At 67.0% G+C, this 15508-nt stretch carries 11 protein-coding genes and 5 pseudogenes; 8 read left to right on the top strand and 8 right to left on the bottom strand.

Features of this window, described 5'->3' with window-relative positions:
* Positions 1 to 84: 84 nt before the first annotated feature.
* On the bottom strand, positions 85 to 591 hold the full coding sequence (locus ABIE67_RS49410; RefSeq protein ID WP_370269872.1) for a hypothetical protein: 507 nt from the start codon (positions 589 to 591) through the stop codon (positions 85 to 87).
* Positions 592 to 2662: 2071 nt separating this feature from the next.
* Between ABIE67_RS49410 and ABIE67_RS49405 the strand changes: the two genes are divergently transcribed.
* Entirely contained in the window at positions 2663 to 4015 is a 1353-nt protein-coding gene (locus ABIE67_RS49405; protein WP_370269868.1) for a hypothetical protein, read from the top strand.
* Between the two features lie 113 nt (positions 4016 to 4128).
* Here the strand turns inward: ABIE67_RS49405 and ABIE67_RS49400 are convergent.
* A pseudogene (locus ABIE67_RS49400) lies at positions 4129 to 4945 on the bottom strand (IS5 family transposase).
* Positions 4946 to 5909: 964 nt separating this feature from the next.
* On the opposite strand from ABIE67_RS49400, the gene ABIE67_RS49395 reads away from it, so the two are divergent.
* On the top strand, positions 5910 to 6098 hold the full coding sequence (locus ABIE67_RS49395) for a hypothetical protein (protein ID WP_370269864.1): 189 nt from the start codon (positions 5910 to 5912) through the stop codon (positions 6096 to 6098).
* Between the two features lie 9 nt (positions 6099 to 6107).
* On the opposite strand, the pseudogene ABIE67_RS49390 reads toward ABIE67_RS49395, so the two are convergent.
* Together ABIE67_RS49390 and ABIE67_RS49385 are read right to left on the bottom strand one after the other, a co-directional pair.
* Positions 6108 to 6989, bottom strand: a pseudogene (locus ABIE67_RS49390) (IS5 family transposase).
* A gap of 346 nt (positions 6990 to 7335) precedes the next feature.
* On the bottom strand, positions 7336 to 8424 hold the full coding sequence (locus ABIE67_RS49385) for a transposase (RefSeq protein WP_370269862.1): 1089 nt from the start codon (positions 8422 to 8424) through the stop codon (positions 7336 to 7338).
* Between the two features lie 209 nt (positions 8425 to 8633).
* On the opposite strand from ABIE67_RS49385, the gene ABIE67_RS49380 reads away from it, so the two are divergent.
* Complete coding sequence (locus tag ABIE67_RS49380; protein ID WP_370252171.1) at positions 8634 to 9104, top strand: helix-turn-helix domain-containing protein; 471 nt, start codon at positions 8634 to 8636, stop codon at positions 9102 to 9104.
* Complete coding sequence (locus ABIE67_RS49375; RefSeq protein WP_370269621.1) at positions 9089 to 9775, top strand: IS630 family transposase; 687 nt, start codon at positions 9089 to 9091, stop codon at positions 9773 to 9775. Before ABIE67_RS49380 ends, ABIE67_RS49375 begins: the two co-directional genes overlap by 16 nt.
* 195 nt (positions 9776 to 9970) lie before the next feature.
* Here ABIE67_RS49375 and ABIE67_RS49370 read toward each other — a convergent pair whose 3' ends face one another.
* From ABIE67_RS49370 to ABIE67_RS49355, 4 genes and pseudogenes are all read right to left on the bottom strand, one after another.
* Positions 9971 to 10321 carry a hypothetical protein gene (locus tag ABIE67_RS49370; RefSeq protein ID WP_370270848.1) on the bottom strand — a complete coding sequence of 117 codons (351 nt, stop codon included), beginning with the start codon at positions 10319 to 10321 and terminating at the stop codon, positions 9971 to 9973.
* Between the two features lie 60 nt (positions 10322 to 10381).
* Positions 10382 to 10967 (bottom strand): annotated as a pseudogene (locus tag ABIE67_RS49365) (transposase family protein); the annotation flags it as partial.
* A gap of 286 nt (positions 10968 to 11253) precedes the next feature.
* A complete protein-coding gene (locus ABIE67_RS49360; protein ID WP_370269860.1) occupies positions 11254 to 12024 on the bottom strand; it encodes an XRE family transcriptional regulator in 771 nt (256 codons plus the stop codon).
* A gap of 148 nt (positions 12025 to 12172) precedes the next feature.
* Positions 12173 to 13416, bottom strand: a pseudogene (locus ABIE67_RS49355) (IS256 family transposase).
* 313 nt (positions 13417 to 13729) lie between these two features.
* Here ABIE67_RS49355 and ABIE67_RS49350 point away from each other — a divergent pair.
* The 4 genes and pseudogenes from ABIE67_RS49350 to ABIE67_RS49335 all read left to right on the top strand — a co-directional run.
* Positions 13730 to 13975, top strand: a complete 246-nt coding sequence (locus tag ABIE67_RS49350) for a hypothetical protein (RefSeq protein ID WP_370271013.1) — start codon at positions 13730 to 13732, stop codon at positions 13973 to 13975.
* Positions 13976 to 14051: 76 nt separating this feature from the next.
* On the top strand, positions 14052 to 14516 hold the full coding sequence (locus ABIE67_RS49345) for a hypothetical protein (RefSeq protein WP_370271012.1): 465 nt from the start codon (positions 14052 to 14054) through the stop codon (positions 14514 to 14516).
* Between the two features lie 75 nt (positions 14517 to 14591).
* Positions 14592 to 15170, top strand: a complete 579-nt coding sequence (locus ABIE67_RS49340; RefSeq protein WP_370271011.1) for a class I SAM-dependent methyltransferase — start codon at positions 14592 to 14594, stop codon at positions 15168 to 15170.
* A gap of 236 nt (positions 15171 to 15406) precedes the next feature.
* A pseudogene (locus ABIE67_RS49335) lies at positions 15407 to 15508 on the top strand (IS5/IS1182 family transposase); the annotation flags it as partial.

Here is a 15508-nt window from a genome sequence, read left to right as displayed (position 1 = left end):
CGATACCTGCGCCACCGGCTTCGCCCATCGGCGCCGCCGCGCCGGGGTCCACCTGATCATCCCGCCGGCTGAGAGCAGGAAGGTTCATTTTTCGGCAACTTGCTGCATTAGATCAGCAGAGAAGACGATGTTGCAGTAATGATTCCCTTTCCTCTCATGTACGGTCTCCTTATCCCCTTTGTTCGTCTCGTGATGGGCGCTCTTCTTGGTCCATGCGCATCCTGGAGTGATAAGGAGTAATGCAGGTCGCTTCGATTTCAAATCCAGTGAGGTGGCGGAGATCGACTTTACGTCTCGCTGCTCGACTTCCGTGATGATGAAGGTGGCCGTCTCGCCGTCCGATCGCTTGATGTGGATTTTGTCCGCGACCTTCAGGAGGGATCCGTTCGGAACAAGTGCCGGGCCGCTGGGTGTCCTAAAGCGAGCAACGAGCACCGAAACGCCATTTTCGCCCGGAGTGACACTGTGGGAGTACCACCCCGGCCTTTTTGCCTGATCAACGGATGGCATCTGGAGATTTCCGTGTTTGTCAACTCCTAGTTTCAGCATGGAGCTTGCATCGACCTTCACAGCCGGGATCTTCAGCCCCACCGGGATCGACCTGTCCATAGGTGACCCGGCTTTGTGGTCTAAGCTGCTGTGATTCTCGGATAGATCGTCAGAGTCGGCACTGCATGCTGCAAGGCCTGCGCCAAGGGGGGCCAGCAGCGCGATAGCCAGCATGAGGCTGCGGAAAGTATGACGAGCGGAAGAATTTGTGTGCATTGAGACTCTCCGAGCGGACTGAATACGTCAGAACGTCGGCACAAGATACTCGAGCCACCTTCGCGTCGCCTTGAATCAGTGCATCTGAGAGCGGAAGGTCATCAAAGTCGGATGATCGCGCCTTGCGGGCAATCGTTGTTACTGATGTGGTGCAGACCTCCGATGCCGTTGATCGTCAGGAGTGAATGTGGCGATGGGATGGGGCTTTGCCAGCGGTAGGTCGTCGGCGGGGTTCTCAGTGGGGTGTGCCGGCGGATGTGGTGGTCGGTCGTTGATCGCTCTCGTGTGGGGTGTTTTCTCTGGTCAGTGGACTTCTGAGCGGTTCGCTAGGCGGGTCGCCGGCAGGATGTTGATGGCGGGGTGATCTCCAACGCCGCGGCTGCAGCGGTGAGTTGGTCCTAGTGGTGGAAGCCGAGGTGTTGGAACAGCGTTCTGCCGGAGGTGGTGATGGTCGGTCGGCTAGGGCCAGGCCTCGCGGCGGTCAACAGGGTCAGGCCCAGCCGGATGTGGGTGGCAGGAGCGGTTACTGGTGGGGCGGTAGGGCGGTGGGGAGTGCCGGGGTGGTCGCGTGGCGATGCGAGTTCTGCCGGCCGCGGGTGGCGAGTTGCTCACTCTGGTGAGTGTGCTGAACAGCTGGGCGCGAGCAGACCTGCGTGGAAGGGGTGGCCGATCCTGTATGTGCCGGATGAGGTACTGCTCGTCGCTGTGGCTGTGGCTGTGGGTACGGGCGTCGGTGTGCCGCTCTGTGCCCAGGGCGTACTCCAAGGGCGGGTTCGGCGGGGGATGCCGGTAGTGCTGTCGTGAAGTGGGTGTCACCGTCCGCCTGCAGGCATGACACCAGCAGCTGCGACGGGCGGCCGTGTCGATACGCGGGGCCTTTCGAGCCACCGCTCAACGTTCGTCGGAGTCGGCCGCGGCCGTGGGAGGGCACTACGCGGTGGAGCGGAACCGCTCTGCCCTTGCCGGGGCAGCCCGGTGATGGCGGACCGCAGCACACCGCTGGAAGTGGGCCGAGGAGTCCTGAGCGCTTCAGACCGCATCATGACGAGGCACGGGCCTGGGGCGGGATCTGTTCGCCGAGGCGCGCAGAGCAGCCGGCCTCTCGCGATCGCCGGGCGGGAGTGACCGCCGCCGCGGGTGCAGGTCTGCGCAACGACGTCGAGCCTGCCCATCGGCCGCGTAGCTCATCCTGACCCTGTGCTCCTCGTAAGGATGCCGCCGCGTCCCTCATTCTTAACCTGTAAGACAATTCTCCCCGGCGTACACCTCCGCACGCGGCATCTCACGGAGTGCCTGCCAGCCGGTCCAGGGTTGACGCAGGTCAAAGACCACTTTTGCGCTTGGTTGGATCGCTGACTTCCTCTGCTGCCCTTGTCCTGCGCCGACCGAAGGACGAGCGGCCAGGGGTTTCCCGCTCTCGCGAGGCATGGCAATGACCGGCAGACGGTGAACCGCCACGCCCTCCCCCCCATTCGTCCATCTGCTGTCCGGTGTGACGTTGGCCCCGTGTTCTCACTCTCGAAGATCGGGTGTGATGGGGGCTGGTCATTCGGGCGAGGCGCGGTTGTCCGGCTGGCGGGTGCTTTGTGAGGGGCGTGAGTAGTGGCTGTCTTCGACTGCGTGCTCTGCTGAGGCCATGCGGAACGTGAGAGGCCACAGACGGGGTGTGCGTAGCCGCCAGGGGTATGCGCTGTTGGGCGCTGTGCTGCTTGCGGTGGGCGTGCTCGGTGCTGCTTCCTGGCAGGCGGGAGCCTCGCGGACGGGCGGCGCGGGTATGCCGAGCGCGTGGATCGGTTTCAAGGACGGCCGGCTCGTTTACCGTGCGGATGCGTATGGAAACCGCATTCCGGACTTCTCCTCCGTTGGCTATCACCGCGGGGATCGGGCCGTCCCCCGCTTGCCTGTCGCTGTCACGGTGGGCCCGGCGGGGTCCGGTGACGACACGGCACGCATTCAGACCGCTGTGCAGCGCGCCGCGGCTGGTGGCGGGGGTGCGGTGCTGCTGAAGCCGGGGACCTACCGGATTGGCGGTACTGTGCGCCTGAACCGGTCGGGCGTCGTCCTGCGCGGGTCAGGGGCGGGAACGGTCCTCACCGGCACCGGAAAGCCCCATACCCTGGTCACGATCGGCGGCCGCGGGAAGATCACCCGAGACGGTGTGGCCCACCGCATCACGGACCGCTATGTGCCCGTGGGCTCCGCCACGGTGCATGTGGACGGCGCCGCACGGTATTTCGCGCCCGGGGACCGCATCGTCGTCCAACGCCCCATCGGGAACAAATGGATCCACGAGATCGGGATGGACCGTATTCCGCCACGCCGGGACGGCGGGCCCGTCGTCCAGTGGCGAGCTGGCCCCGGTCACCAATTTCAGCGCACTGTCCGACGCGTCAGCGGCAATACCATCAGCCTGGATGTCCGGCTTCCTCAGGCACTCGAGAGGAAGTACACCAACGCCACGGTGTGGAAATACCAGTTCCCGGGCCGGATCAGTGAAGCCGGCCTGGAAGACCTCACCGCCAACGGGCAAGCATTCGAGTCCGACCCGTCATGGCAGAGGGAGGGCTACTTCGACTCGAGGCTGGTCAGCGTGGACAACGCTGAGAACTCGTGGGTGCGCTCGGTCACGGCGACTCGCTTCGGCCAGGCATTCTCCTTCGGCCCTGGCGCGCTGCACAGCAGCATCCTCAACACCCAGTCCCTGGACGTGTCGGTTCCGTCCAAGGTCCAGGGCACACCAGCCGCATACTCCATCTCCGGCCAGCAGACACTGATCCGGAACTGCAGAGTAAAGGGCACCAACGTACAGCCCTGGGCCACCATGTCCCGCGTCCCGGGACCCAATGTGATCACCAACTGCACCGCCGTCAACACCGGATCAGGCCTGCTTCTCGCGGGACCGCACCAACGCTGGGCGACGGGCACGCTCTATGACCGAGTCCGCATGAACGCCACCGGCACCCTCGCCGTCGAAGACCGCCGGTCGATGGGCACCGGACAGGGGTGGGCCGGCGCCAACAATGTGCTGTGGAACTGCTCGGTGGGCACCTACGACGTGGAGAAGCCACCGACCGCCTACAACTGGGCGATCGGCTGCACAGGAGCACAAGCACCACCACCCCCCGACCGCAATCCGGGCCAGTTCCAGTCACCCGGCAGACACGTCCACCCCGCCAGCCTCTACGAACAGCAGCTCCACGAACGCCACAACCGCGCCCGGCCGGCGCACCCACCGGCTCCCCGCTCCTGAAGACCGCGCCCCGGCGCCTTGGCCGACACAGCCGCTGACGACTCGACACTCTCCTGCTCGGCCACGTTCTCACTGGTCATCGATGCACCTTCCATGATCGGGAGTTACTGGCCCTAACAAAGCCTCTGGACATGCCGGTGGGTGATCAGGCAGACGGCGAGTCCGAGGAAGGCCTCGTGGATGTCGTCTCGTCGTTCCCACCGGATCCGCAGGCGGCGTCAGCCATGCAGCCAGGAGATTGTCCGCTCGACAACCCAGCGGAAAGTGCCCAGGCCAGTGCCGTGCGGCTGTCCTCGCTCGGCGATCGCGGGCCGGATGCCGCGTTGCCGCAGGAGCCGCCGGTACTTGTCGTGGTCGTAGCCGCGGTCGGCGAAGAGCATGTCGGGCCGCTTGCGCGGTCGGCCGACGGCTCCCGCCACTGCCGGAATCTTGTCCAACAAGGGCAGGAGTTGAGTGACGTCGTTGCGGTTGCCGCCTGTCAGTGACACCGCGAGCGGGATGCCCTGCCCGTCGGTGAGGACGTGGTATTTGCTGCCCGGGCGTGCGCGGTCGACCGGGCTGAGTCCGCTTTTGGGCCCCTGCGCGCGGCCCGGACGTGGGAAGAGTCGATCACCGTCCGCGACCAGCCCAGCTGGTTCTTCGACCGCGGCTTGTTCAGCAGCAGCTGGTGCAGCTGGTCCCAGACGCCGGCCTCGTCCACGCAGCCAGGCGGCGCCAGCAGGTCATGCCCGAGCCGAAGCCCAGCTCCTGGGGCAGGTACTCCCACTGGATGCCGGTATGCAGCACGAACAGGATGCCGCACAAAGCCTGCCGGTCCGGCACGCGTGGCCGTCCCTCCACCAGTTTTGGCGCTGGCTCGGGTAGCAACCGCTCGATCAGCGACCACAGTTCGTCCGACACGATCCACGGCCGTGACTGACGCTTCCCCATGCCCTCATCAACGAGCGATCAAGCCGACAGTCACATGATCAACCCGCTTTTGTTAGGGCCAGTTACACCGAACGATTTACAGTCCCTGTTGGGGGCATGGATGAGTGGGCCGTGCGAACAGAGGACGGCGCCACCCTTGAGGGCGATTTTCCGTCGGTATGGTCCAGGCGCGGGGGACGGCTGAGAGCTGCTCAATCTCTCAAGCGGTGGGTGGCGCGTGGTGGAGGCGACGGATGCGTTGTTTCGCGCCATGCCTCGAAAAACGCTGATCGTGGCGGAAGCCGTCCAGGATGACCCGCACTATTCGACCGGACGCGTGGGTGAGCTGGCGACAGTGGATTTGCAGCTGACCTCTGGTCAGCCGGAGAAACTGGTCAAAGGGGCGCTCGACAGCGGCAATGGACACTCGGTAGAAATCTGGAGAGTCCCCGACGAGACTGGTCTTCTCAGCATGGCGTGCCCCAACTCGCCTCGGTGCCAGGTGAGTTACACCTGGACAAAGTTGAGCCGGGCGGATCAGAGAGGACGAGGGGGGAGCCAGTGCCGTGCTGGGCGCCTGCCGTCGCGTTGCGCACGTCTCGACGCTGTCGCCCGGGAACGGGCACCTCGCCGTGTACGCCGCTGAGAGCGCCCGCACCGGCCTTCTCCTGGGCCCAGTCTCCGGGCAGGAAGAACCGGGGAAGTGAGAGGACTGACTCAGGTGACAACGCTGCGCACCCTGGAGGACGGTGTCATCGGCCTGCGGTGCGACACCGCGGGATGTACGAGGGGTATCGTGGTACCTCACGCTTCCAGCGCCTTGACCGCCCGCCAGTTCGCCATGCGGTGCGGTTGGTCGACCCCGGCGGTGACCGCGTCGGCCATGGGCAATCCACGTGCCTCCGATTACTGCCGGCCCTGCACCAAGGAACGGGCGCGACGTGCCGCGACCTGTCCCCGCTGTGTGGGAGGCAAACTGTTCGACTTGCTCGGACATACCCGTGCGGGCCACCTGGCCGCCCGTGCCCTGTACCAATACGACGCATCTCTTACCGGGGAGGAGGTCGCCCGCTTCTCCAGGGAAGAACTGCTGGCCGTACCGGCCGTCGGTAACCAGATCGCCGATTGTGTCGCGACTGCCGTCGCCGAGGCCTACGGCATCGTGCACAGCTAGGGTCCGTCTTCAAACGGATCTTGCCCAGAGCAGGAACGACGCGAGTGTGACCGCCGCTTCGTAGGAGGTGGCGGTCTTTTCGTATCTGGTGGCGATGCCGCGGAAGCATTTGAGCTGGCTGAAGCAGCGCTCGATGATGTTGCGTCGGCGGTAGGTCTCCCGGTCGAATCCTGGTGGGCCTGCCGCCGCGGCGGCCTCGGCCCAGTCGGTGGCGTCGCTGGTCGATCTTCTCCGGGATGATGTGCGCGATTCCGCGCTTGCGCAGGTAGGCGCGGAAGCCGCGAGCGCTGTAGGCCTTGTCCGCGATGACCTGATCAGGCTTGCAGCGTGGCCGGCCGAGGCCGGTGCGAGGGACGCGGATCCGTTCCAGAAGAGGGCCTGCGCAGACGCTGTCGTGGCGTTGGCCTGGCGTCAGGAGGATCGCAAGCGGGCGGCCCTTGCCGTCGCAGGCGAGGTGAATCTTGGTGGTCAGGCCTCCTCGGGATCGGCCGAGGGCGTGATCGTCCGGTTCGTCCTGCCGCTGCTGCCCCCTTTTCGGCCGGTAGCGGCAGCGTGCTGGTGGGCGCGGACGATGGTGGAGTCGATCTGCACCAGCCAGTCGATGTCGCCGGCCGCGTCAGCCCGGGCCTGGATCTGCTGCAGGGCCCGGGTGAACACGCCGTCCAGGGCGTAGCGGCGGAAGCGGGTGTACACCGTCTGCCACGGACCGTAGCGTTCCGGCAGGTCACGTCAGGAGATCCCGGTCCGGATCTTGTGGACCATCCCGTTGATGACCTGCCGGTCTTCCACGCGAGGCCGGCCCGTGGCGGCCCGCGGTATCAGCGGAGCGAGTAACTCCCACTCCTGATCGGTGAGTTCATGACGACGTACCGCCCCACCATGATCCACCATCTGATGATCTTTGAAGACGGACCCTAGCGGTGGTTTGTTAGCTCGGGCAGTAGAGGTCAAGAGGTCTGCCGGAGCCGACGGTGTTGATCAGCTCCTGGAGTGCTGCGGGCGGGGGTTTGGGTGACCATGCCCGCCAGTAGCGTTGCAGCGTGGCCCAGGGCGTCAGCCAGCCACGGACGGCCCGTAGTGCCTGGGGCCAGCAGGCCGGTCGGTGCTGCTGGGACGCGGGTTCTCCCCCTCTCTGCCGGTCCTGACAGTGCGTCGGGAGCGGATGGCGGGCCGGCCAGGGCGGGCGGAGGTGGGTCGGGGGTGAACCAGGTGTTCCAGCAGAAGCTGAACGCACAGTTCACGAGGGTCTGGTGGCGGCGGATGGCGGTGTCGGAGCGGACCTGGAAGTCGGCCCAGCCGAGTTCGTCCTTGACCTGTTTGTAGCTCTGTTCGACCCAGTGCCGCAGCCCGTAGATCCGCACGACTTCGGTGAGGTCAGCGGCCGGGTGCCGGCTGTGCTGCTCGCGGGGTGAGCCGGGGCGGGGCAGGTTGGTGGCCAAGTACCAGGTGGCGTTCTCGGGCAGGGTGGCCGGGTCGGTGGTGGCCACGACCAGCCGGATCGCGCCGTTGGGCCCCCCCAGCCCAGCTGGGCGTCGGCGGCCCACCAGGTGGTGGTGCGGCCGTCGCGGAAAGCGCGGGTGACCGGCTGCCAGTCACCGGGCTGCTCGGGACCCCGCCAGGCCAGCTCGCGGGCGGCATCGACGGGCCGGAAGGCATCTTTGTACTGCCAGCTGCCGTGGCCTCGTTTGAGGGCCATCACGAATGGCAAGTGGGCGTCGGACAGTTCACGGCGGAAGCTGTCGTGGTCGCCGTAGGCACAGTCGGCTGCTACCGCCCGGAAGGACACCCCTGCTTCTGCGGCCTGACGGGCCAGGAGGGCCCCGATCTGCAGCTTCGTACGGAATGCGGGATCACTCTTGCGGCGCGGGAAGTGGTGGGCGGGGGTGTAGGGGACGGCGTGCAGCGGGTAGTAGACCCGCTCGTCCGCCCAGCACGTGGTCACGGTGACCACACCGCGGTCGATCTTCCCGACCGAGCCCAGGTACTGCTTGCCCACGTGCGCGGTCGCATGACCGTCCTTGCGGTCACCGGAGTCGTCGACGACCAGTACCCCGCCCGGGTGCGGGGCAGTGGCCGCATCGGCCAGCAACAGCTCCAGGCGGCGGGCGTTGACCGCTTCCCGGTCCCAGGTCGACTCGGACAGGAAGAACTGCAGCCGCTGGGCTGCCGCGTGCTGGGCACCGACCACGGGTTCCGTACCGGCCAGGCAGGTGAGTGTCTTGTTCCGGTCCCGCGGCAGCAGCAGCCCGGCCAGGTACTCGCGAAACCCCCGGCGCTGAGCCAGCGTGGAGAAGAGGTCATCGAACCGGGCAGCGTACGCTTCCAACGGACCTGGAGCGGGCGTACACGGCAGCCTCTTCGTCATCTCGGGCTCCCCCAGACCGTAGTTACCGCCTTCACCTTCACGGCCTACTCCCGGACGAACCCGCCGTCAACAAACCACCGCTAGTGGTGTGTCGCTGCTTAGTTCTGGTGTGTCTGGTTGGGAGGTTGGTGCCTCAGATTCCTTCCCCTTTGCCAGACAGGGCTGTTGTCATGGGTTCGCAGAAGAAGTGGCCGGTCAGGTTGACTGCGCGGGACCGCGAGGAGTTGGTCCGGGTGACCACGACGGGTGTTCGTGGAGCCTCGATGATCATGCGTGCGCGAGTGTTGCTCGCACTGGACACCTCGGTGGGTGAGGTGGATTCCAAGGAGATGATCGCGACCCGGCTTGGCGTCTCTGGTGAGACGTTGCGGCTGGTCGCCAAGCGCTTCACCGAGACCGGCGGCGATGTTCACGCCACAATCGCACGGAAGAGGCGCGACCTGCCGCCGGTGCCCTCGCCGGTGACCGGTGAGGTCGAAGCCCGGCTGATCGCGATGGCGTGCTCCCAGCCGCCCCAGGGCTATGCACGGTGGTCACTGCGGCTGCTGGAGAAGCACGTCGCGCTGGTCGAGGACATCCCTGATCTGGACCACTCCACCATCGGGAGGATCTTAAAAAAACGGAACTGCGTCCTCACCTGAAGAAGTGCTGGACCATCCCACCACGAGCGAACGCGCAGTTCGCGGCCCGGATGGAAGACGTGCTGGCCGTCTATGCCCGGCCCTATGACCCGGCACGTCCGGTGGTGTGCATGGACGAGAAGCCCTACCAACTCCTCGACCATGCCCGCGGCCCGCTCCCGGCCCGACCTGGCCACGACGCCTGCCAGGACAGCGAGTACATCCGCTGCGGCACATGCTCCATCTTCGTGTGGGTCGAACCCTTACGCGGGTGGCGTCGCGTGCAGGCACTGTCCCAGCGGACCCGGATCGACTGGGCCGGCCAGGTCAAGCAGCTGCTGAGCGTGGACTACCCAGCAGCCGAGACCGTGGTGCTGGTGATGGACAACCTCAACACCCACGACATCGCCTCACTGTACGAGGCATTCGAACCAGAAGAGGCATTCGCCCTGACTCAACGCCTCGAGATCCACCACACGCCCAAACACGGGTCATGGCTCAACATCGCCGAGACCGAACTCGCCGCGCTGAGCAGGCAATGCCTCGACCGCCGGATCGGCGACCTCAACACACTCAACACCGAACTCTCAGCCTGGCAGAACGCCACCAACACCGACCAACGTCAGGTGGACTGGCAGTTCACCACCCACGACGCACGCATCAAACTGCGCCACCTATATCCCAAAAATTAGCCGCGACAGTCTACTACAACGGTGCCCCAGACCAAAGTCCGGGGCGCCGACTTCTTGTCGTCAACCCCTTGAGACGGATCGGCAAGGCGGTGCCGACACGGCACCGAGCGCGACAGGTTCGATAATGCCAAAGGAGTTCGGATGAGGGCCAACGCGCAGTTCAGGCGACTGCCGAACAAGACGCGGGTGACGTGATCACAACTGGGTCCACGGGCGAGCCTCGCCTCCCGTCAACGGCACCCACACCGACCCGGATGGACCATGCTCCTCGATGTCCTCCAGGACAACGGCTCCCAGCTGAACCTCGCGGGCGAGGGCCGCGACGAGTGGATGCTGAGCGGCCATCGCCTGCAGATCGCGGATTCGATTCTCCAGTCTGGGTCGGGAGGCGCCGGTGAGGACGAAGAGCACGCGGGGGAAGACCGGGTACCAGCGCAGCCACGCAGGTCCGGTGGAGGCCGGCCGGCGGCGGCCGACGGGCTGGGCTTCGTACTGGAAGAGCCTCGCGTACTCGATCAGTTTCACGGCCAGGCGCTCGCTGCTCATCGTGCTGCGATCGACTTCCACGAACGCGCGCAGCTTCCGCCGGTGTCCGCCGTCGACGACCGTGCAGTTCCTGCAGGGGCCTGCGCTTGATGCCGGTGCTAACCCAGGGGCCGCCGCCCTGGTAGGCGAGGTCGGCCAGGATGGGAATGCCCTGGCGCTCGCAGATCCGGATGATCCGGTGGGTGCGGGCAGCGGTCAGGTCGTGCGCTCGGCCCGGCAGGGCGGGTGAGAGCCACAGCAGCCGGCCGCCCGGATCGGTGACCACCTGCACGTTCACCCCGTGCCGACGGTGCTTGGCAGAGTAGTCGGCCCGTCCGTCGCCGACCCGGTCGCACTCGGCGAGCGTGCCGTCCAGCAGGACGAGGTCGGGGTCGGCCTCGCGCAGGACCTTCAACAGACCCGGCCCCCGTTCGGCGAGCAGGCGGATGACCGCGCTGGTGTAGGCATGGGCGGGGGACTCGCTGATCCCGAACCCGGCAGCGATCTTCGCCAGGGTCGTGTGTTCGCGCAGGTACACCAGTGCCACCATCGCGCGCTGAGACGGGCGGAGCTTGCAGCGCCGGTCGCCCTCACGGGTGACAACGAGCATGGTCACCCACTCCACGAGCGCATGAGGCAGGTCGAGTGCGGCAGGATAGATGACCAACGAGGCCCCCGAGCAACGTGGTTGAGACGTCAGACATCTCCATCAACAGCCCAGGGGCCTCGCCCGTTGCGCTTCCCCGGCCGTCACCTGATCGGTGGCCAACTCGAAGAAGCTCAGTGTTCGCGACGTACGCGTCAGTCGGGAAGCTGCAGGCGCACGTGGCCGGCCTGGGCGCGTTCGACTTGATGGTCGTGGACGAGGCGCACCGGACTAGCGGGGACGGGCTCAAGCCGTGGGCTGCCGTGCACGACCAGCAGAAGATCCCGGCCGCGCGCAGGTGTCTGGGTCAGACCTCGGGCGGCCGGTCGTAGGCGGCGAGCGTCGCCCGGTTCGTCGACGCGTCCTGGAACACGAGCTCCCACGGGCCCGTGTTGACGTCGAACTCCTTGCCGAAGCCCACCCACTTGCCTGTCATACGGCGCCCGGTCGGCTCGACGAGCAGCTGAACCGCACCGTGATAGCGGGCTCCCCGGTAGTAGCCGTCGGTTGCGGTCTGCTCGGTCCACGTGCCGGTGGCGACGTGCCCGTCGATCTCCAGGTCCATCGTCAGCGGCGAGTTGGGGTTCGACGACCCGTTCGGCAGGGAGCGGGCGGTGAGCCGGTTGCCGTGCTGGAGGAGCACGACGTAGTGCAGGCCGGTGAAGGCGGCGTCCCGCCCGGAGCTGAAGTACTCGTACTTCGACAGCCACACCCCGGAGTAGTTGCGGTGCGCGCCTTGGGGTTCGCCCTGCGGAGTCGGGGTCGTAGGAGTGACGGCGGGGGCGGGGGCCTCCATGTCGTGGCCGCCGTGGCCGTCCTCGGTGACGCGGGCCATGGGCACAGTGATGGTGAAGCCGAGGGATTCCAGCGGGAGGCCGGTGACGGCTTCCAGGGCGCGGGCGTAGACCGGGCGCGGGGCCGTGGTGGTGCCGGACTCCCAGCGCTGGACGAGCCGCTTGTTGGCGTCGTTGGGCTGTCCGGCGCGGTTGCCGGCGTCGCGGATGGCGCGGGCGAAGTCGTCCTGGGACATGAGCAGGCCCATGCGGGCCGCTCGCAGTGCGCTGTTCGGTGTGGCCATACGAATCACGGTAGACCTCCACTGCATGGAATGACACCGAAATGACGCCCGGCATGTCGCCGGTTTGACGTCTGCAAGGACGCCGCGCAACTCCCTGTAACGGGAGGACCTTGAATCCGGATGGCGTCCCGTGTGATGGTGTAGGCGATCATTCTCCGGTGGTGTTCGGGGTGCCGGGGAGCGCGCGGGTGGTGTTCCCGGCGTGTTCGTCGGCGTAGATGGCGGTCATGCTGCCCTCGGGGAGGTAGCGGCGGGGGAAGGCGATCCACTCGTCGTGTAGTTCGCTGAGGATGGCGGTGACCAGGCGCTGGAGTGCGGCGGGGTTGGGGAAGACCTGGACGACGTCGGTGCGGCGTTTGATCTCCCGGTTCAGTCGTTCCAGGGGGTTGGTGGACTGGATCTTTTTCCAGTGCTGGAGGGGGAAGACGGCGAACGCGGTCAGGTCTTCCTTCGCGTCCAGGAGCATTTCTTTGACCTTGGGGAACTGCTCGCCGAGCATGTCGGCGACGGTGTCCAGCTGGGCTTGGACCGCTTGGGCGGTGGGCTGGGCGAAGACGGTGCGGATGGTCGCGGCGACCATCTCGCCGGTCCCCTTGGGGATGTGTGCGAAGCAGTTGCGCAGGAAATGGACACGACAGCGCTGGTAGGCGGATCCCAGCATGACCTTGCGGATCGCCTTGACCAGGCCGCTGTGTGGTCGGCGATGACCAGGCGCACCCCGGACAGGCCGCGCTCGCGCAAGGAGCGCAGGAACTCGGACCAGAATGCCTCGCTCTCGCTGTCGCCGACAGCGGTCCCGAGGACCTCGCGGCCGCCGTCCTCGGTGATGCCGGTGGCGATGACCACGGCCTGGGAGACGATCTGGTGGTTCACCCGTACCTTGCAGTACGTCGCGTCCAGGTAGATGTAGGGGAACCGGGTGTGGTCCAGGGGCCGGGTGCGAAAGGCGGTCAGCGGCTCGTCCAGCTCGCCGCAGATCCGGGAGACCTCGCTCTTGGATATCCCGCTGTCCCCGCCCAGGGCCTTGACCAGGTCGTCGACGGAGCGGGTGGAGACTCCGTGGACGTAGGCTTCCATGATCACGGCGTAGAGTGCCTGGTCGATGCGGCGCCTGCGCTCGAGCAGGCTGGGGAAGAAGCTGCCGGTGCGGAGCTTGGGGATCTGAAGGTCCAGGTCGCCGGCCTGCGTGGTCAGGGTCTTGTCGCGGTGCCCGTTGCGGAACGCCGTTCGCGAGGCAGTGTGCTCGTTCCACTCGGCACCGATGTGCGCGGCGGTCTCGGCCTCGATCAGTTCCTGCAGCATCCGCTCGGCCACACTGCGGACCAGCTCGATTCCATCGGACGAGCGTAGTGACCGAAGCAACCGCAGTAAGTCATCCTGGGACAGGGCCATCGTGCACTCCCATCGCTTGAACTGGCGTTTTAGCAGGGAGAGTTGCACGGTGGCCCACCCCTTGGTCAGGGAGCGGCCACCCCCATCAGGCGTGCGCCCCGGGCAGACACCCGCGCACACCCACACCTCGATCGCCTACACCACGTCGCAGGACGCCATCTGAATCCGTGACCGATACAGGCAGCGACAGCGCGCACCCCGGCCTAACCGTCAGCGTCTACCGGATCAACCCGGTGACACTGGAGCGCACGCCCGTGCGCACGCGGGCCCTCGCACCGCTGGACATACCCGTCATGAGCCTGGCCTTTCCCCCGTGCGAGTGCCCGCGCTGCCGTACCGCGGGAGCGTCTCGGTGAGCCCGATGTGGGACGACCGCGAGGAACGCGACGCCGGTATCTGCTGCGCCTGCGGCGTTCACACCGCCGACGGCATAGTCCGCTGGATGCCCCGCAGTTCCGGGCCCGACGTCCGCCTGATCGTCCACGCCAGGGGCGAGGACTGCACCCCGCCGGAAACCGACCCGCCCCTCCGGCTGGCCCGCCGCCCCGCCAGCCGCTGAAGCTCCTCCCGCCGCCGTGCGGGAGGCCAGACGCCCTCAATCCCGAGGGCGCTCGTCCACACAACAGGAGGACAACGTGATCACCGCGTTAGAACGTCCCGTGGGCACCACCGACCCCGCCGCCCTGGTCGACCCCGAGGTGACTGGCCGGCTCGTCCGCCGCATAACCGTCGACCACCCGGACGTCGGCGAGGCGACCGCGCGCCGCATCGTCGGCCAGGCGGCCGCGTTCGTCGCCGCCTCCGGCCCGGAGCCCGGACGGATGCTCGTCCCGAGCCGCATGGTTGATATCGGGTGGCACGCGTTCATCCTGCACACCGTCGACTACGCCCACTTCTGCCAGCGGGTCGTCGGCCACTTCGTCCACCACGTTCCGACCGGTGAAAACGAAGCTCCCGAGGGCGGCGCCGCCGCGGCCCGGGAGCGCACCCTCGCCGCCATCACGGCCGCCGGGTACACCGTCGACGAGGAGCTGTGGCCGGACATGGCCGACTGCAACCAGTGCCACGCCGGATGCCACGACAGCCCCAAGAGCGGCTGACACGGCAGCACCATCTGTAAGACACTCCAGCCGTCCGGCCCCAGCCGGGCGGCTGGCCCTATGAGCGGAGACCACGTGACAGACACGGCGATCGCCTGGGACACCTACTCACGGCAGCGGCCCGAGCGCCGACCGGTGAACTCCCGCGGCGAGACGACCTGGTTCAACTGGACCCAGTACGAAGACCACGGCCCCGGCGCCGAGTTGCTCGACCTGCCCGCCGAAGGGCGCGTCCTGGACCTGGGCTGCGGCAAGGGCGGCAACGCGGCACACCTGGCCTCGCTCGGCACGCACACCGTCGGCGTGGACGTCTCGCATGTGCAGCTGCGCGCGGCCGGCCAACGGTGGGGCGAGGTGCCGGGGCTGGAGCTGCACCACACGGAGGCGATCGCCTACCTGCAAGGCGCCGGGGAGCCGTTCGACGCGGCCTACTCGGTGTACGGGGCCGTCTGGTTCACCGACCCGGACCTGCTCCTGCCCGTCCTGCGTGAGCGACTGCGGCCGGGCGGCCGACTGGTGTTCTCGCAGCGGCCGCCGGTGGAAGGCTGCTACGGCTGCCAGGCCTCATACATCCCGCGCGGCGCCAACGAGGACCCACTCCTAGTGAAGCGCTGGGACTACGAGCCCGCGGTGTGGGTTTCAGCTGCTCACTGAGCACGGGTTCGTAGAGGCGCGGGCCGCGGTCCTCCCGGCGCTCCTGGACAGCGCAAGGTCGGCACCCTGATCGTGTCTGCCCACGCCTGACCGCGGCCCGTGTTGCGGACTTGTGGCAGTGAGCTTCTTCGAGTTGGCCACCGATCAGGTGACGGCCGGGGAAAGCGCAACGGGCGAGGCCCCTGGGCTGTTGATGGAGATGTCTGACGTCTCAACCACGTTGCTCGGGGGCCTCGTTGGTCATCTATCCTGCCGACACTCGACCTGCCTCATGCGCTCGTGGAGTGGGTGACCATGCTCGTTGTCACCCGTGAGGGCGACCGGCGCTGCAAGCTCCG

The organism is Streptomyces sp. V4I8, from assembly GCF_041261225.1.
Lineage (GTDB): Bacteria > Actinomycetota > Actinomycetes > Streptomycetales > Streptomycetaceae > Streptomyces.
Note: the sequence above shows the minus strand (reverse complement) of the source record. Positions and strands in the feature narration are given on the sequence as shown.